General features: G+C 44.1%; 17 protein-coding genes. 15 read left to right on the forward strand and 2 right to left on the reverse strand.

The window, feature by feature from the left end; translation table 11 throughout:
* The first annotated feature begins 314 nt into the window (after positions 1-314).
* The 7 genes from FN001_RS04120 (at position 315) to FN001_RS04150 (ending at position 6,556) form a co-directional block, all read left to right on the forward strand.
* Positions 315-1,409: a hypothetical protein gene (locus tag FN001_RS04120; protein ID WP_142410918.1), complete on the forward strand. Its 1,095-nt coding sequence runs from the start codon at positions 315-317 to the stop codon at positions 1,407-1,409.
* 22 nt (positions 1,410-1,431) lie between these two features.
* The gene (locus FN001_RS04125; protein ID WP_142410919.1) at positions 1,432-2,502 is read left to right on the forward strand and encodes a transglutaminase domain-containing protein; all 1,071 of its coding nucleotides are present in this window, start codon (positions 1,432-1,434) and stop codon (positions 2,500-2,502) included.
* Positions 2,503-2,575: 73 nt separating this feature from the next.
* Positions 2,576-3,274 (forward strand): type III secretion system chaperone family protein, encoded by a 699-nt coding sequence (locus FN001_RS04130; protein ID WP_142410920.1) that lies wholly within the window; start codon positions 2,576-2,578, stop codon positions 3,272-3,274.
* 126 nt (positions 3,275-3,400) lie between these two features.
* Positions 3,401-4,285 carry a metalloprotease gene (locus tag FN001_RS04135; RefSeq protein ID WP_142410921.1) on the forward strand — a complete coding sequence of 295 codons (885 nt, stop codon included), beginning with the start codon at positions 3,401-3,403 and terminating at the stop codon, positions 4,283-4,285.
* Positions 4,286-4,317: 32 nt separating this feature from the next.
* Entirely contained in the window at positions 4,318-5,088 is a 771-nt protein-coding gene (locus FN001_RS04140; protein ID WP_142410922.1) for a hypothetical protein, read from the forward strand.
* A gap of 221 nt (positions 5,089-5,309) precedes the next feature.
* Entirely contained in the window at positions 5,310-5,999 is a 690-nt protein-coding gene (locus tag FN001_RS18585) for a hypothetical protein (RefSeq protein WP_142410923.1), read from the forward strand.
* Positions 6,000-6,316: 317 nt separating this feature from the next.
* Entirely contained in the window at positions 6,317-6,556 is a 240-nt protein-coding gene (locus tag FN001_RS04150; RefSeq protein ID WP_142410924.1) for a hypothetical protein, read from the forward strand.
* A gap of 172 nt (positions 6,557-6,728) precedes the next feature.
* On the opposite strand, the gene FN001_RS04155 is transcribed toward FN001_RS04150, so the two are convergent.
* On the reverse strand, positions 6,729-7,112 hold the full coding sequence (locus FN001_RS04155) for a metal-dependent transcriptional regulator (RefSeq protein ID WP_118298823.1): 384 nt from the start codon (positions 7,110-7,112) through the stop codon (positions 6,729-6,731).
* A 517-nt stretch (positions 7,113-7,629) separates the two neighbouring features.
* Here FN001_RS04155 and FN001_RS04160 point away from each other — a divergent pair.
* The 3 genes from FN001_RS04160 to FN001_RS04170 all read left to right on the forward strand — a co-directional run bounded on the left by FN001_RS04160 (position 7,630) and on the right by FN001_RS04170 (position 9,036).
* The gene (locus FN001_RS04160) at positions 7,630-7,911 is read left to right on the forward strand and encodes a DUF2325 domain-containing protein (protein WP_118298822.1); all 282 of its coding nucleotides are present in this window, start codon (positions 7,630-7,632) and stop codon (positions 7,909-7,911) included.
* 22 nt (positions 7,912-7,933) lie between these two features.
* The gene (locus FN001_RS04165) at positions 7,934-8,521 is read left to right on the forward strand and encodes a DUF3793 family protein (protein WP_182426567.1); all 588 of its coding nucleotides are present in this window, start codon (positions 7,934-7,936) and stop codon (positions 8,519-8,521) included.
* An 80-nt stretch (positions 8,522-8,601) separates the two neighbouring features.
* A complete protein-coding gene (locus tag FN001_RS04170) occupies positions 8,602-9,036 on the forward strand; it encodes a flavodoxin (RefSeq protein ID WP_118298820.1) in 435 nt (144 codons plus the stop codon).
* A gap of 257 nt (positions 9,037-9,293) precedes the next feature.
* Here the strand turns inward: FN001_RS04170 and FN001_RS04175 are convergent, their stop codons facing one another.
* Positions 9,294-10,604: a hypothetical protein gene (locus tag FN001_RS04175; RefSeq protein ID WP_142410926.1), complete on the reverse strand. Its 1,311-nt coding sequence runs from the start codon at positions 10,602-10,604 to the stop codon at positions 9,294-9,296.
* Positions 10,605-11,030: 426 nt separating this feature from the next.
* Here FN001_RS04175 and gdhA point away from each other — a divergent pair, with 426 nt between their 5' ends.
* From gdhA to tnpA, 5 genes are all read left to right on the forward strand, one after another.
* Positions 11,031-12,383, forward strand: coding sequence for an NADP-specific glutamate dehydrogenase (gdhA, locus tag FN001_RS04180; RefSeq protein ID WP_142410927.1), 1,353 nt, complete (start codon positions 11,031-11,033; stop codon positions 12,381-12,383).
* Positions 12,384-12,826: 443 nt separating this feature from the next.
* Positions 12,827-13,771, forward strand: a complete 945-nt coding sequence (locus FN001_RS04185) for a D-2-hydroxyacid dehydrogenase (RefSeq protein WP_118298817.1) — start codon at positions 12,827-12,829, stop codon at positions 13,769-13,771.
* Positions 13,772-14,042: 271 nt separating this feature from the next.
* Entirely contained in the window at positions 14,043-15,224 is a 1,182-nt protein-coding gene (locus tag FN001_RS04190; RefSeq protein ID WP_142410928.1) for a M20 metallopeptidase family protein, read from the forward strand.
* A 309-nt stretch (positions 15,225-15,533) separates the two neighbouring features.
* Positions 15,534-16,277: a zinc ribbon domain-containing protein gene (locus FN001_RS04195; protein WP_118322340.1), complete on the forward strand. Its 744-nt coding sequence runs from the start codon at positions 15,534-15,536 to the stop codon at positions 16,275-16,277.
* Between the two features lie 281 nt (positions 16,278-16,558).
* The gene (gene tnpA / locus FN001_RS04200; RefSeq protein ID WP_142410635.1) at positions 16,559-17,014 is read left to right on the forward strand and encodes an IS200/IS605 family transposase; all 456 of its coding nucleotides are present in this window, start codon (positions 16,559-16,561) and stop codon (positions 17,012-17,014) included.
* Positions 17,015-17,034 lie beyond the last annotated feature (20 nt).

The raw sequence follows: 17,034 nt of genomic DNA on the forward strand, positions 1-17,034 counted from the left end.
TGCCAGTTCCGCTACTGCGGAACGGCTATTCCATTTTTAACGGTACGAAGTACCGTTAAATGACCTCATTCTGTTTCACGCATATTTATACCGTTCATCTCAAGACGATATGTATGGTGCTTATCTGTGATTCGTGTAAGGCACGCATCAGCATAGGTATTATCAGCAAACATATTGGGGTATTAAAAGAAAATATCATTGCTATACAACGAAAAATGATCATGCAGAATTATTTTTAATGGAAATTGATGATACGTTGGAAAAAGAGACTTGCGAAGAATAAGGGATTACCAATGGGATAAGGAGAAACTACAATGAGAAAAAGCTTATCGACATTTTACCGCGATAGTCTTTCAGACACAGCCCAATTTTACTATGAAACTATCAACAAACTTGCTATTGAACGTGAAGATAAATTCAAAATAAATTTTACCGACCCTGAGCTTGATGAAAATATCACCGCATCGATAGAGGCATTGCGCAATGATCACCCAGAGTTCTATTTCTTAAATGGATTTTCAGTAGAGGGGGATGAAATTCAGCTCACCTACAAGATGTTAACCACAACCGCTGACCTGGATAAAGTAATGGACAGAATCACTTTTGAGGCAAGAAGAGGTTCAAGCCGTTTCTTTCAAGCGGCAGCGGTATACGATTATATCGTAACACATATCTCAGAGCGTCCAAGGTATGAGTCGCCGTTGCTTCACGATTCAACTATCATTAATCCGGCACTCTTTCATATAGGAAATAATGAAGGTTGTTGCCGTTTGATGGTTTATGCGATGCGTTATCTCGGCAATAATGCTGCTGTCATGTGCCAGGGAGACGCCTTTTACTGCCTTCTGAATCTTGATAATGTTCTATTTAAGGTGGACTTTTTGAAGAATAAAAAAAACGCACTTGAACAGTGCCCTGAAAGCGAAAAAAGCAGCGAATGGCTCTTGGATCTTCCAGTAGAGGTGGCTGCCAGAGAGCTAAATTATATGTCGAGTCCTTTATTCCAACAGGTGGTACGCGATTTGGTTGAGACTGAAGATGGACGTCAGCTTTTATGTACATACTTTATGAAATACGAATTTACATTTGAAAATTTATCCTGGGATTTTCTGCGTGCTATTTCCAAAACAGGATATGATACCAACACGGAACAGATGTTGGAACAGATGGCGAATGTACATTTTATAAAAGCTTTGAATGCTCAAAATGGCTCAGCGTATTATCTTGAAGAGAATCGGAATCAGTATATGCAGGTCATGACACAGCTGCATCCTGAAACACCGGAAGAAATTTTATGGGTGCAGATAGGAAAGAAATATCCTGATATCGCAAACAAATATAAAAAACGCCTTAATGAGTGGATCTATAGATGCGACATGACTGAAATTACACCTTTTTGGAAGGCATAAACGCGGCCGGGAGTAATCAAAGATGAATCATATAGTGGAAATCTGCGTGTCGACTCCAGAAGAATTAAAAGAAGCGATGAGTTTATCCAAATACTGTTTTTGGAGAAAAAGCGTCATTTCCATACAATATAGTTATGGAGTTGAAAAAATTAGACGTGAGATTCGAGAAATCGATAGCGATTTTGGTTATTGTTTTGCTGGCACGCAGCTTGAAGAATATTCAACTGATATATCTACAGAATTGGGAAAGGGTTATAATGTAGGTATTACATCTATCTTTAATGCTGACGTTGAAGACTTGATTTATCTGGGCTCAGAGATTGCTGAGATTTTGAATCAGGAAATCCTGAATAGCGAAGATCCATATGAAAAGATAAAGAAATTCGATGAGTTTATAAAAGAAAGTTTTCAGCTTAAAAGCCCAAATAAGATTGGCAGATATCTGGCCAATATATTGTCAAAAAATAGCGCTAAGCTGTATCAGACAGTTAGCGCAATCGCAACCCTGACACTCTCTCAGATGGGTATCAAAACTCTTTTGATATATGGTAAAGCACATGAGATACATAGTTGGAAACCCCATGTGTGGAATGCTGTAAAAATTCATGGGGCGTGGGTTCATGTCGATTTCGGATATTCCATAAGTTCCATGTTTCTCCCTAATAGCATGTCTCTTTTGGAGGAAAAGTCTTTCGTTGCGACACATTTGTGGAATCACGAAGTGTATAATGACACATCAATGGAGTTGGCATGGCAGAAAACATATCCACGATATAAAGCATCTATCCGGGCGGATGAGAAAACCATTGTGCTCAATGGAGTGAGCATATTATTGGAAGAGCCTTTAATGATCTATAGAAACAATCGGCTATGGATAGATTTGTTGAGCTTGATACGGATATTAGGCGGATTTTTGTTGGTGGATCCAGACTCAGGCTTCACAAATATCTATTTAAACAACTGTAAAAAGCCTTTAAAAACCAGAATGGAACAATATAAGAACCGTTTTTTCGACATAAAAATCTTAGATGATTTCTGCAGCTGCTTCCATGACGGAATGAACATCGAAATTGATATTTATTTCGGAAATTAGAGTTGCTGCTTCATAGTACTATACAGGGCGTCAATGGATTAAGAATAACTATACGTATGGAGATGATCGTGAAATGGACAAAAACAATAGGACGGATTTTGATGGTATTAAATCTGGTGATGAAGACGAACTTGATATATCCGGTTCTCTCGATATAATTGCACAGATGAAAGCCGCACTCGCTGAACTTGAGAGAAGAGAAAAAGAACTTGATCCAGAAGAAGAAAAACTCTTTATGTGTGTTCAGGAAACCTTATTAGAACACGGATTGAAATATATCTATGACGCAGACACTCAGAGAGTGATCGAAGTTATGCTCGGGGAAGATAACATGCCATTTCGGATGCAAATTAACCTGAAAGATTCAAGGCTGGTCTGCAGGTCGACTTTCCCATTTCGAATTCAGTGCAATTCGTTGGCATTAGTTGCGCTGTACATAACTGAATTCAATGCGAAAAGAGAGCTTCCAAGTATAAAAATGGACATGGAAAAAGGCGAAGTCGTCATGGAATATTCGTATTTTCTTAAGACGTCGATAGAATATGATAAAAAGCGTTTATGGTTCTATATAGATGCCTTGATTAGTCCGATGTTCGATGCTTACCAATGCCTGCATCGATTAGCAGTGGGAAAAGTCTCCAAGGATTCGAAAGATTATTATAGAGCACTTCTCGAAAAGTCGCTGGCAGTTATTGATGGTCACGAAGAAGATGAGCAGTATATTAATTATGGATCAAGCGGGCTGAAAGGGGCGTTGGAGTTTAAAGACTGATGACAAGAAAATGTCATGAGAGAGTGAAGGCGAACATGCGGAAGGGAGATATATAATGTATCCGGTCCTAAAAAAGGGACACGTTTGCGGGGCTTCATAGACAAGAATCACCGTATACGCCCCTATATGGAAAATGCTTATGGAAAATTTGAACTTGAAAGAGGGCTGTTCTATGAACTCTTAGATGCAGATGGAACGGAGCCATTTAAACCGCCGTACAATGACCCACAGATACTTGCTGATTTGAAAAAGTACGGCTTAATTGAAACACCAAGATTTATGCGAGTCGGGCGAGAGACGCTCTTCATTCTGATAAATCTTAATAAAAAATTTAAACATAGAAGCATTTTTAAGGTATTAAACATGTTTCTTCCAATTGTATCTGTCAGTATCTTTGTATTAGGGGTATGTCAGCCGGGAATAAAAAACGTGCATGTTGGAGATGAGTGCAGCATGCCGCTTCTCATTTTCCTTAGTATGTGTTCGGTCATTTTACATGAAGCGGGACACTTACTGGCAGCTATTTCAGCTGGCCAGAAAATCGACCATATAGGAATCACGTTTTGGAGCATAATTCCGACGGGGGCATATGTATCTGTCGATGATAAGATAAATTCACGAAAAAGTGAGCAGATGCAGTTCGGACTGGCTGGGATTGAAGTAAATCTTTTGATTACAGGGATTTGTCTGATTCTGATCGGCAGACATTATGATTGGGCTTATGAGCTGGTTAACATTGCGTTTTTCAACATTATTCTTATAATTGGTAATATAGTGCCAATTCCAGGGCTTGATGGTGAGAAGGCATTAAGTGTACTTTGTGGAATAAGCAGTATTGGTAAAGTTGCTCAAAAGAGTCTGTTCGATAAGAAAAGGCGGCAGCGTCTTTTGCGTACGGGCTGGTCAGGATATATCTGCTTTTTTATTTTCTGTCTGGTTATGTTTTCGCGAGTCATTCCTTTACTGTTTCTACTGCTTGAGTGGAAAATATTATGTTCCATACCTTCTTAAATAGAAAAATACAAAGGGGAATTATAAAAATCATGAATATTTTGTATAAAATAGGCGATCTCTACAATTTGTTGGTAGATGCATTGTTTTGGTTATTGTATGACAAAATTGGCATTAAAAAGGTAAAGCGATTCTATTTGAACGTTCTAATTTTGATTAGCATTCCGACATTATTATTGGTCATGCTTTCATTTGTTTTTTCGTTGGAGCTGGCATTCGATCCATACAGGCTAGTAGGCATATTTGGGAAGAAAACATACTCAATGTTGATTACTTTGCGCCGTCCGGCGTATGTGGTGAGTGTTGTTGCTTGTGTGATTTTTATTAAGAGAACGAAAAAACAGTTGAGAAGTGCCGGCTTGGATAAAAGGACACGTTTAGGGCTGCTGATATTCCTGTTGATGACGGTAGTGTTTGTGTCTGGCAAGGTAATTAGAACATGTGAGAATTATATATATAAGCACTATGGTGAAGCACATACATCGGACTACATAGATTATGAGTTTGCTTATCCGAATATATCGGTGGAGATACTCACCTACCCGAATGAAACCTGGTTTCAAAAAGCATTAAAAACACAGGCGACCTTTGAACGATTTGTAGGGGAAATTGTACCCGATGTGGGCGGCAAGGCCCTGAGAACGGAGGAAGTTCCTGAAGACTGGTGGAGACTGAAAGTGTGGCGTAGAATTGCCTGGTTAGAATATTACTCTGGTGACTTCTTTTGGTTGGTTTTTTGTTGGTGGCCGCTAGGGATGGTTACAGGGGCTGTCAGGACGAGACCGCGTAGACGGGAAAAATGATGAAAGTAATCGACATGGATGGCTTCTATCTTTTAGCCTAATGGCCTTATAGCATAAGACGAAAGTGGTTTCAAGATTCAAAGAATATTTTCTCATGTCATTTCCTTCCGCCCCCATTTTGCCACTTTTTCATAAGAGAAGCGTAAGACTCGTCAAGTTGCATTTCGTCCAGAGATAAGCTATAATGGAATGAGTGCTAAATTTAAGTGAGGTGGATCGCTATGAAAAAATCGATCAAGACAGCCATTTTCACCTGCGTTTTCGCAGTGGCATTCCAGATCACGGCGTTTGCGAGCTTTTCCTGGAAGGTGGAGAATGCGGAGAGTTCTTATGTGGGAACGACGAATGCGACTGTGACGAATACATCAGGAAAGAAGGAGACGGAGGACGCTCCGATCGTAAAGAGAGGAACCGTCGTGACGTTTACGGAGGCGGCAGCGAGTGCGACTTATACGGTAAAGGCATATGATGGGATGGGAAATCCGATCCGGGATTTCAGCGCGTCTCTCGGAACGGTAAGGAAAGGCGGTACTCTCCAGTATACACTGGACTGGAACGCGAGAAAGTCGGAAGGAAAGTCCTCGTACACAGGACAGGCCGGTGTCTTTGAGATCCAGGCGAAGGATTCCGACGGAAAGACATGGAGACAGAGATTTGTGATCAATAATGTCTGCGCGTCAGGTGTGCTCTCCAATATGTACCTCTACAGCAAAGGCGCTCTCTACCAATGGAAGAGCAATTCCAAAGGCTGGTGGGTGGACAAAAAGTCCGGCGGCTACCTCACAAATGCATGGTTCCAGTCTCCGGTGAGCGGACTCTGGTACTATATGGGCTCTGACGGATATATGCTGACGAATACGACAACTCCGGATGGATATAAGGTCAATGCAAGTGGTGTGTGGGTGAAATAGCACTGCACTATAAAAATTCTGGAAAAGTCATGGCAGGAAAAGCCCTGTGTTCAGATATTCTACGGATCTGAAATGCGAAATATCGGTAAAATGTCGCCATAGTGTGCGTGTAAAAAAATCGCATGTCATAAATGATAATTTACTTAAATGAGAAAAGTTCTCAATAAGAATCTTCCATTTTCTGCAAAAAGGTGTATGATAAAAATAGTTAGCAACACCTAACAAACGGCTCGCGATCCACCCGGATCACATGAAAAACTTCCGATGGGAACGGCCGCTTTTAACGTAACTCCTGCGGGAGGGAAATGGAGCAGTTCATGGGAAGATTTTATCAGCTTTCAAAGAAGATTTCGGAGCAGGAGGCATCGGAGATCATGCGGGAAGTCCTGGAGCTTCCGGATATCCGGGATGCCGAGCTTGTCGATGACCGCAGCCGGGTCAGAGTTGAGACGAAGGACAATGCGTTTGTCGATGTGATGAGTACGGTTGTAAATATTTTCCGCCGCGTGGCAGGCGGATGCGAGCTGTCCTTTGCGGGATTCGCTTATAAGGACTGAGGAGCAATAAAAAGAAAAGTGTGCGGAAAATCGCGCGCGGCAATAAAAAGCGCAGGATCATGGACTTATTGGAGTCTGTGATCGCTGCGCTTTTTTTTGTTGAATTGCATTTCAGACATTTTTAAGGACGTTCATAATGAAAATGGAACTTTCGAGAGAAGTTTTACATTACTCAATTCTTCGCTTCAGAAGAATATTTCTTAATATGTTCCTTGATCGCCGCAAAGCTCTCTGCACTGATATCATGTTCGATCCTGCATGCATCCTCGAGAGCTGTCTTTTCACTGACTCCGAGGTCCATCAGCCATTTGGAGAGGGCCGTGTGGCGCTCATAGATTGTCTCGGCGATCCGGCGGCCTTCGTCGGTCAGCGTAATGTGTCCCTCGTCATTTACCAGGATCAGATTGTTGACCCGGAGATTTTTCATTGCGACACTGACGCTTGGTTTCGAGAAGCCGAGTTCGGTCGCGATATCGATAGAACGCACATACGGCTGTTTTTCACTTAACATTAAAATTGTCTCAAGATAATTTTCAGCGGATTCCTGGATTTTCAAATAATTACCCCCATATATTGGAACATCATGCAGCTTTGTGCCGGAAATCTCCGGATTAAACAGAGCTGCGTCTGCAGGTGTCAGTCAGTTAAACGAAGTTTACAGGATTCTTTATCTTCCTGTTCATGTCTTATCACAGTCAGCATAACGTGTGTGCAAGGTTGCCTTTTCACGGGCATGGAGTGCCCGTGTATTGTAACGAGTGCAGACCTGTTGAACAGTTATAATTCGTCCTTCTACTATAACACAAGATATGGACTGAGTCAAAGTTAATTCCACTTGTTTTTGAAAATCTATAAAGATTTTTGAACCGAAAAGTCCAGATCGGCAGCATGAGTGATCGGGCTGTTCGCTGCCATTTCGCGTGGCGGGATAAATGCGATAGGACCATACGATTAACTAAAACTAACTAATGAGAAAAACTCTCAATAGCAGATATTGACATTGAAGTTAGTATATGCTAACCTTATATCATCAGTTAGACGGAACTAACCTTTAAGCAAAGGAGGAATATTACATGAGCGTTGTTATTATCGGCGGACATGACCGCATGGTCAGACAGTATAAAGAAATTTGTGAAAATCATAAATATAAAGCGAAAGTTTTTACCCAGATGAAGACAGGACTCGATAAGCTGATCGGAAGACCGGATCTTTTGATCCTGTTTACAAATACGGTATCCCACAAGATGGTACGCTGCGTACTGGACGAGGTGGATGAGGACCGTACCGATATCGTCCGCTGCCATACGAGCAGCGGAACAGCACTGGCTGAAATCCTCGAAAAGCATAGCGCGTGATGTTCAGAAAGGCGGTATACGCATGAGCGAAGAGATCTTCGGGGCAGTACAGAAGCTCCCGGTGAACGGAACGAAGAAGCAGGTTGTTTTGCAGTGCGCGCCGCTTCTCACAGGGATCAAATTATCGAATCTCCTGAACGTACGGGCAGATCAGAAAGAGGAAGTGTTCCGGATCTTTGAAGGATCACCGGTCTGCTGCAGAGTGCTCTATGAATTTCAAGGAAGGTTGTCCATCCTTTTATATCGTCCGGGAATGCTCGCGGCATACTTGGAACGCGAAGATGTAAAAAAAATGATGACATCTTTCGGGTATGAAAATCCGGATCTGGAAGAAACTTTGAACAGGATCGCGGATGCTTATCAGGATCATATGAACGGAAAACGCGGTTTTCCGCATGAGATCGGACTTGTCCTCGGCTATCCGCCGGTGGATGTGGAAGGATTTATCGAAAAAGAAGGCAGAGATTTTCTGTACTCCGGATACTGGAAAGTATATGGAAATCTGGAAGATACATTAAAAACATTTGAAGCTTACGATCAGGCGAGAGATTATGTGATCGGCATGACCGGAAACGGGAATGAAATCAGGGATATCCTGGCGGCATCGTAAATACCGCCGGTTCCAATTATAAAAGCGGCGGACGGCGAGATCCGGGTTACCGCAAAACAAATTTCAGGAGGAAATCAAAAATGGATAAGGTTATTGTTGCATACTGGTCCCAGACAGGAAATACAGCTGCTATGGCTGCAGCAGTCGGCGAAGGAATCACAGAGGCAGGAAAAGAGGCTGTTGTCACAGATATCTCTTCCGTTTCCATGGATGACTTAAAGGAAGCTTCCGCTTTCGCACTCGGATGCCCGGCAATGGGAGCTGAGGTTCTTGAGGAAGGCGAGATGGAGCCGTTCGTAACAGAAGTTGAGGCTTTCGCTGCTGGCAAGAAGATCGGTCTGTTTGGTTCCTATGGCTGGGGAGACGGCCAGTGGATGAGAGACTGGGAAGACAGAATGAAAGCTGCAGGCGCAACTGTTGTCGGCGGTGAGGGCGTGATCTGCCAGGAAACACCGGATGACGATGCACTTGCAAACTGCAAGGCACTTGGAAAAGAGCTCGCTGCATTAGCATAAGAGAGCAACGGCAGAGAAGCGTGCCGGGAAATATTTTAATAGGAAGATAAAAAGACACAGCCGGGAGAGGATGCAGTCCCGGCTGTGTCTTTTTTGTTTAACAGGAAATTCCGATGGAACTTCCTGTTAAACAAAAAGGCACTGCGTGCCTAAGATGCGCACTCGCGCGAAGATGATGGTTGTCGCAAGCGACCGCGCTCGGCGCGAGAATGTGTCTCGGCACATTCTTTTTTATTTCCAAGCATTTGGCATGAAGATCAGAAAAACGTCCGTATAAAATTGCCCTTGCAGAACCGGTACTGCCTTGTCGGACGGCCTTTTCCCTCCTGCTTCTGCGACTCGATCTCTTCTATTAAATTGGAGTCGAGGAGCTGCTGAAGGATCCGGTTGCAGCTGCGGCTTGTGATATTGAGCCACTGGGAGAGGGAGGCGGCTGTCATGACCGTGTCTTTATCCATCTGGAAGAGACCGACGATCTTTAAGAGATTGCTCTCATTGATCCCATTCTTCTGGGAGTAATCAAGCGCCCTTGTGTTGGAATAACTGTAGTTTAAGGATCTGGTGAGGGAGAGCGGTCCTGTGAGAGCGTTGTCCTCGCCGGAGATGACGAAACCATCGTTCTTTCCGTATTTGACTGCTTCCTGCAGTGCGAGATCTGCCTGGTAATGGCTTTCACCCAATGATTTTCCGAATCCGGCACCGAGACGGAATTCGAGGTCGCCCTTCTGGTCCAGGAAAGCGATGAGATCCTGGATCCTGCTGAAACTGCTTTTATAGAGATCACTGTCGAGAGCGAGTTCGAACCGGTTAGAGACGGCGTGAATGGCGAAATCGTAATTGTATTCCTTTCGGAAATCCAGGAGATATTTGTGCAGCGTGATCTCCAGATATTCCCGGTCCTGGGAAGAAATATTATCCGGATAGACAAGCTTTATGAGGATCACGAGCTTGTTGAGCTGGCTTTTCTGCTTTAAGCGGATGGAGTTTACCGCGTGGCGGATCGAGTCGCGGACCATCTCCTCGGTCGGAAGAAAGTGGATATACGGGATCTGGAGCTTATTGAGGACCTCCAGCTGATTGGTCGTTCTCGTAAACATCATATCGATCTTTTTCTCTTTCCACAGCTCCACGGCGCGTTCCTTTAATGTCTCATAATTATAGACGGGATTTTCAAAGCAGTAGGGCATGTGCTCCGGATCCAGGTATTTTTTCAGATTCATGAAATCATTGACCGGAGTCAGAAAATCGATATAAAGTCTGTTCAGCGGAACATCCGGGTAATGGATCACGAAATTTAAAAGAATGGACAGGAGCGTCTTCTCTGTATAGGAAATAAAGGTACAGGGGACTTTCAGGTCGTCCACATGCGTCAGAATATAGGAATATCCGAGCTCACCGGAGAAGAAGAGGACATCCGAGATGTCTTTACACTGGTCATATATGTCCTTAATTTCCTCCAGACTCTCGTAGACATACTTGTGAAATACGCATCCGAAATCGTTGTGTTCGATCGCTTTATCGATGACAGCCATTGATTTTAAAGGACTTATGATGCTGATACTGATCATGGCCGAACCTCCTTTTATATATGAAAAAACGATATAAAGACATGCTATTAATGACAGCCATGTCGATAAATCGGCTTTTGTAAGAATCGTACCACAGATTGTTGACAAAGTCAAAAGGGTATGTTAGAATAAAGACAAATAAAGGACGTAAGCAAAATGAGTCTTAAATAAATCAAGGGATTCGAAAGATCCGTATTGAGGGAAATACAGAAGCTTTCGGATCGCGTGATGCAGCGAGAAATCCTGTATACATAGTGAAAACAACGTATTATATATGGTATTCAAACTGTATATACAAAAGATACAAAAGTTTTCTCGGAAATCCAATTAAGGACTTGATTGAGACTCACGAGCAAAGAAAAGTCTTTTATTAGTGCAAAATGGCACAGGGGTTTAAGAACCAACATTTAAGGAGGTATTTGCGAGATGAGCAAGTATGTTGAGAGGGTAATTGAGGACGTAAAAACTAAATACGCTAACGAGCCGGAGTTCTGCCAGACTGTAGAAGAAGTATTATCTTCCTTAGGTCCGGTTGTAGATGCACATCCGGAGTATGAGAAGGTTGCCCTTCTTGAGAGAATGGTAATCCCGGAGAGAGTTATCGAGTTCCGTGTTCCGTGGGAGGATGACAACGGAAACATTCATGTAAATACAGGTTACCGTGTACAGTTCAACGGAGCAATTGGACCGTACAAGGGAGGTTTAAGATTCGCACCGAGCGTAAACCTTTCTATCATGAAATTCTTAGGTTTCGAGCAGACATTCAAAGATAGCTTAACAACACTTCCGATCGGCGGCGCTAAGGGTGGTTCCGACTTCGATCCGAACGGCAAGAGCGACAGAGAAGTTATGAGATTCTGCCAGTCCTTCATGACAGAGTTATATCGTCACATCGGTCCGGATGTCGATGTTCCGGCTGGTGACCTTGGTGTTGGCGGACGTGAGATCGGTTATCTGTTCGGTCAGTACAGAAAATTAAGAGGCGCTTACGAGAACGGCGTATTAACAGGTAAGGCTCGTTCCTTCGGTGGTTCCTTAATTCGTCCGGAAGCTACTGGTTTCGGTGCTGTTTACTACCTTGACGCTGTTATGAAACATGAGAATGATACATTACAGGGTAAGACAGTTGCAGTTGCTGGTTTCGGTAACGTAGCTTGGGGCGTTGTACAGAAATTAGCTGAGTTAGGTGCTAAGGCTGTTACACTTTCTGGCCCGGATGGATACATCTACGATCCGGATGGAATTACAACAAAAGAGAAATTCGACTTCATGCTTGAGATGAGAGCTTCTGGACGTAACAAAGTTCAGGACTACGCTGATAAGTTCGGCTGCAAGTTCGTAGCTGGAGACAAGCCGTGGGGCGAGAAAGTTGATATCATCATGCCGTGTGCTACACAGAACGATGTAGACCTTACACAGGCTAAGAGAATCGTTGCTAACAACATCAAGTACTACATCGAAGTTGCTAACATGCCGACAACAAACGAAGCTCTTAGATTCTTAATGGATCAGAAGAACATGGTTGTTGCTCCGTCTAAGGCTGTTAACGCTGGTGGTGTTCTTGTATCCGCTCTTGAGATGAGCCAGAACAGCGAGAGAATCTCCTGGACAGCTGAAGAAGTTGATTCTAAACTTCATCACATCATGACAGAGATCCACGATGGTTCTGCTGAGTGTGCTGAGAGATATGGCCTTGGTTACAACCTGGTTGCAGGTGCTAACATGGTTGGTTTCCAGAAGGTTGCAGATGCTATGATGGCTCAGGGTATCGCTTGGTAGTTTGAAGCGAACCTCGGATATCGAAGCCCGCGGTTTCTAAAAACTGCATAAGGGCACTAGGTACTGAATATAGGGGATGCTGTCGGGGAGTGTGCCCGACGGCATCCCTTTTCTGATTCGTTGGAAAATGGATCAGAATTACTGCTGATGAGAGAATTTACTGTTTGTTTTTGTAGAAAAATGAAATATATGGGAATGTTTGGTGCAGATTCCGGATATTTGTCTGTGAGAGAAAAACAGTAAAGCAGAAGCGGGGAAAAAGAACATTTTATTCACAAAATGCTCAATGTGAATAAAATATTCTTTATTAAGAAAATAAATCAAATTCGCGAAAATACTTTACAAAATAATGCACTTCAAGTAAGATAGATGAGTACGGGGTATGATCCTCCATGTGGTTGATGGAGGAAAGGAACATTGTCCTGAAAGGAGAGTTTTTTATTATGAATTGTCTTATTATCGACAAAGTATGGGGTGGAATCGCTGAGGAACTCAGCAAAGTTATGAATGTTAAGACAGCTGCTAATCTTCCGTGCAGCAAAGAGGAGCTTATCGCAGAGATCGGTGATGTTGATGTCCTGATCATGCGTGTAGACCCGAAGATCGACAAAGAGATCATCGATGCTGCAAAGAACTTAAAGGTTATCGGTGTTTGCTCTGTTGGTTTAAACCACATCGATATGGATTACGCAAAATCCAAAGGAATCCAGGTATTCAACGCACCGGGCTTAAATGCAAACGCAGTTGCTGAGCTGACATTCTCCAAGATGTTAGATATCTCCCGTGGAACATTCGTAGCAAACTACGATGTAAAAGTAAAACACGAGTGGGATAAATATAAATTCGAAGGCCGCGAGCTGAGAGGCAAGACTCTTGGTATCATGGGCTTTGGCCGTATCGGTCAGCGTGTAGGTGAGCTTGGCCGTGCATTCAAGATGAACATCGTTGCTTACGATCCGTTCCTTCCGGACGAAGTATTCAAGCAGCAGGAGGCTACAAAGGCTTCTATCGACGAGCTGATCAAAGTTTCCGACTTCATCTCCATCCATGTACCGCTGACACCAGAGACAAAAGACCTCTTCAACAAGAAGTCCATCGCTGAGATGAAAGACGGCGCAGTTGTTCTTAACATGAGCCGTGGCGGTATCGTAAACGAGGCTGATATGTACGAGGCTCTGAAAGAGGGCAGAATCGGTGGCTATGCAGCAGACGTTATGGAGAACGAGCTTGCAGGCAGCGGTTTAACCGGTAATGACACATTCGCTAGCCCGCTGTTCGACTGCGACAACTTCATCGTATCTCCGCACATCGGCGCTCAGTCCGTAGATGCTTCCAAGGATATCGGTGTTCACATCGTTGCTAAAGTGAAAGAGGCTCTTGGCTTATAATTTACGCGAACAACGAGCCAAAGTCCGCGCTTGCGCGAGACCTTGGCGATTGTCGCGATAACAAGGGGAAACTCGCGAAGCGTGTTTTCACTTGTTCATAAGATACCAGGGCCAAATGATCAGAGATCTGATGCGGATTTACCCGCATGAGGATGTTTGATCCCGGGTCCCATAGAGGGCAAATTGAGAGCCTGGTGGCTGATCGTCGCCAGGTTCTTTTTGCTTTATAACTGCTTCAGAAATAACATAGCAATCATAAGGAGGACACATTATGAGCAGTATCACAGAGTCAGCAAAGGCTTTGACGCCTAAATTATCTGAGATCAGAAGAGATTTTCATATGCATCCGGAGGTTTCCCAGCATGAGGAGAGAACAGGAAAGAAGGTTGCTGAGTATCTGAAAGCGATGGGATGCGACGAGGTTCATGAGAATGTCGGCGGATACGGCGTAGTCGGTGTGATCAAAGGAAAGAAACCTGGCAAGGTCGTAGCACTCCGCGCAGATATGGACGCGCTGCAGATCCAGGAGATGAATGAGGTTCCGTATAAGTCCCAGAATGACGGTGTGATGCATGCCTGCGGACATGATAACCATATGACGGGACTCCTCGGTGCTGCGATGCTTCTCTGCGAGAGAAGAGATGAGATCGCCGGAACCGTAAAGCTGATCTTCCAGCCGGCAGAGGAGATGTCTCCGGTCGGAGGTTCCAGAGGAATGCTTCATTCCGGATATATGGACGATGTGGAAGCTGTATTCGGACTTCATGTATGGCCGGATCTCCCGCACGGAAAGATCGGCGTGAAGGCAGGTCCGTTAATGGCTGCGACCGATCACTTCACGATCAATATCCACGGTAAGACTGCTCACGGCGCAAAACCGAATCAGGGAATCGATGCAGTCGTTCTCGGCTCCCAGTTCGTTATGGCTGCCCAGACGATCGTCAGCAGAAAAGTGGATCCGCTTGACAATGCAGTTGTTACGTTTGGTATTTTCAATGCCGGAACCAGATACAACATTATCGCCGGCGACTGCACACTCGACGGAACAGTCCGCACATTAAATGAGGACACACGCGCGATGATCGAGGATTCCATGAGAAAGACTCTCGATGGTCTCTGCCTGCAGTCCGGTGCGACAGCTGAGATCAACTATGGTCACGGCTATCCGGCACTCGTAAACCACGAGGAGGACGCAGAACTGATCCGAAATACAGCGATCGAACTCTTCGGCAAGGATGATGTTGTGGACGTAAAACTCCCGGCAATGCCTGCAGAGGACTTCTCCTTCTATCTGAAAGAGAAGAAAGGTGCATTCGTATGGCTTGGTACCGCAAAACCGGAGCAGGATCCGGTATGGCCGTTACATAACAGCCGTTTTGATGTCGATGAGGATATCCTCTGGAGAGGTTCTTCCCTTCTGGCACAGACTGCGATCGATTATTTAAATAAATAATGGATTATTTTGGGGCGGCGGTCGGAGCAAAATCTGACTGCGGCCCCTTTGTGCACATAAGGATGTGTACTTGCGCGATGTTTGAGATTATCGCAGGTGACCGCGTGGGATGCCCGGATGTGCCAGGGCATATCCTTTGTTACTTTTCATGGGTAGGAATTTTCTGAACTGAAAATTCCGTATGATATCGTTGTGGTCGCGGATTTTGCCGATTCGGAATGCGAAGCATCGGCAAAATCCTGTTACAGTGCGCGGGCATGGAGTGCCCGTGTACTGTAACTATCCTTTTTATAACATGGAGGAGACTATATGACAGCAGGAAACGCGATCCTTGTGATCGCAATTTTTACCGGACTCGCGCTGATCGGGGCGATCTTTTTTGTGATGTTCAAGGTCCGGCAGATCTCGCGGGAATTTTTCGGAACTCCCAGCCTGATCGAGGGGCTGAAGCGCCAGGAAGCGTTGGAAGCTGACACACCGAAATCCGTATCCGGAATGACGAGTGTGGAGCTCCCTCGGATCGAGAAGGATTTCCCGGAGTTTCACTGGCCGGAGTGGAAACAGAGGTGTGAAAATCAGCTAAAAGGCTATCTGGAGGCCTTGGAGCACCGGGATCTTTCTTATCTTGGAAACGTGTCCCTGTCATTGAAAGATCAGGTCCGCCTGAAGATCGAGGAGATGGAGGAGAAGGAGATCCGGGAAGAATTTGATGCGATCCATGTCCATCAGACGGAGATCTCCAGATATGACAAAAACCCGGGAAAGTGCAGGATCAGGATCCAGTCCTCTGTGGAGTATCTGCATACATTAAGGACGCCGGATAAAAAGAAAAATGTGGAGCGGGAAAAAGAGCAGCACCGCTTTAATATGGAACTTGTTTATATCCAGGATATCACAAAGATCAGGGACGGAGAGACTGCGATCGGCGTCAGCTGTCCGCATTGCGGAGCTCCGATCGCGGGACTTGGAGACCGTGTCTGCCCGTACTGTGGAGGCGCTGTTGAGCCGGTGAATGTGAGAGTGTGGGAGCTGCACCGGATCGAAGAGGTGTGAAAAGAGAGACAGTCGCCAAGGTATCGCGCAAGCGCGGACTTTGACTCGTTGTTTGCGTAAATAAAAAACGTGTGAAGAATGATTACTCATTTTCACACGTTTTTTTATTATGGACTTTAGTCTGTTGAGCCCATTGGAGTTTTTCGCTGATCCGAAAAATGGAGATGGGCGAAACAATAAACCACCCGCTATGCGGGTGCGCGTCGATTGTTATACAAAAAATTACCTTTCCGTTTACAATAAAGTTGTTCAGGCTATATTGCAGAAAGGAAAGGTAATTTATGGCGAAGAAAGAAAATTCACTCGCACATACGAAATGGATGTGCAAATATCATATCGTCTTCACACCTAAGTATAGACGAAAAGTAATCTATTATCAATACAGAGAAGACATTAGAGACATTATAAAACAATTATGCAGTTATAAAGGCGTACAAATCATCGAAGGTCATGTGATGTCGGACCATGTCCATATACTAGTAAGTATTCCACCGAAAATGAGTGTATCTTCATTCATGGGATATTTAAAAGGGAAGAGTGCGTTAATGATGTTCGACAAGCACGCAAATTTAAAGTATAAATTTGGTAATCGTCATTTCTGGTCAGAAGGTTATTATGTTAGTACAGTAGGACTAAATGAAGCCACAATCAAGAAATATATTCAAGATCAGGAAAAGCATGATATTGCAATGGATAAATTAAGTGTAAAAGAATATGAAGACCCTTTCAAGGGTTGAGGCTAAGTAGTATCAACACC

This window comes from Clostridium sp. Marseille-P7770, from assembly GCF_902143525.1.
GTDB lineage: Bacteria > Bacillota > Clostridia > Lachnospirales > Lachnospiraceae > Pilosibacter.

Excerpts from the sequence above, each read along its gene's own strand:
- FN001_RS04120 (WP_142410918.1), top strand. The coding sequence starts at position 315 with ATGAGAAAAAGCTTATCGACATTTTACCGCGATAGTCTTTCAGACACA.
- FN001_RS04125 (WP_142410919.1), top strand. The coding sequence starts at position 1,432 with ATGAATCATATAGTGGAAATCTGCGTGTCGACTCCAGAAGAATTAAAA.
- FN001_RS04130 (WP_142410920.1), top strand. The coding sequence starts at position 2,576 with ATGGACAAAAACAATAGGACGGATTTTGATGGTATTAAATCTGGTGAT.
- FN001_RS04135 (WP_142410921.1), top strand. The coding sequence starts at position 3,401 with ATGGAAAATGCTTATGGAAAATTTGAACTTGAAAGAGGGCTGTTCTAT.
- FN001_RS04140 (WP_142410922.1), top strand. The coding sequence starts at position 4,318 with ATGAATATTTTGTATAAAATAGGCGATCTCTACAATTTGTTGGTAGAT.
- FN001_RS18585 (WP_142410923.1), top strand. The coding sequence starts at position 5,310 with ATGAAAAAATCGATCAAGACAGCCATTTTCACCTGCGTTTTCGCAGTG.
- FN001_RS04150 (WP_142410924.1), top strand. The coding sequence starts at position 6,317 with ATGGGAAGATTTTATCAGCTTTCAAAGAAGATTTCGGAGCAGGAGGCA.
- FN001_RS04160 (WP_118298822.1), top strand. The coding sequence starts at position 7,630 with ATGAGCGTTGTTATTATCGGCGGACATGACCGCATGGTCAGACAGTAT.
- FN001_RS04165 (WP_182426567.1), top strand. The coding sequence starts at position 7,934 with ATGAGCGAAGAGATCTTCGGGGCAGTACAGAAGCTCCCGGTGAACGGA.
- FN001_RS04170 (WP_118298820.1), top strand. The coding sequence starts at position 8,602 with ATGGATAAGGTTATTGTTGCATACTGGTCCCAGACAGGAAATACAGCT.
- FN001_RS04175 (WP_142410926.1), bottom strand. The coding sequence starts at position 10,604 with ATGATCAGTATCAGCATCATAAGTCCTTTAAAATCAATGGCTGTCATC.
- gdhA (WP_142410927.1), top strand. The coding sequence starts at position 11,031 with ATGAGCAAGTATGTTGAGAGGGTAATTGAGGACGTAAAAACTAAATAC.
- FN001_RS04185 (WP_118298817.1), top strand. The coding sequence starts at position 12,827 with ATGAATTGTCTTATTATCGACAAAGTATGGGGTGGAATCGCTGAGGAA.
- FN001_RS04190 (WP_142410928.1), top strand. The coding sequence starts at position 14,043 with ATGAGCAGTATCACAGAGTCAGCAAAGGCTTTGACGCCTAAATTATCT.
- FN001_RS04195 (WP_118322340.1), top strand. The coding sequence starts at position 15,534 with ATGACAGCAGGAAACGCGATCCTTGTGATCGCAATTTTTACCGGACTC.
- tnpA (WP_142410635.1), top strand. The coding sequence starts at position 16,559 with ATGGCGAAGAAAGAAAATTCACTCGCACATACGAAATGGATGTGCAAA.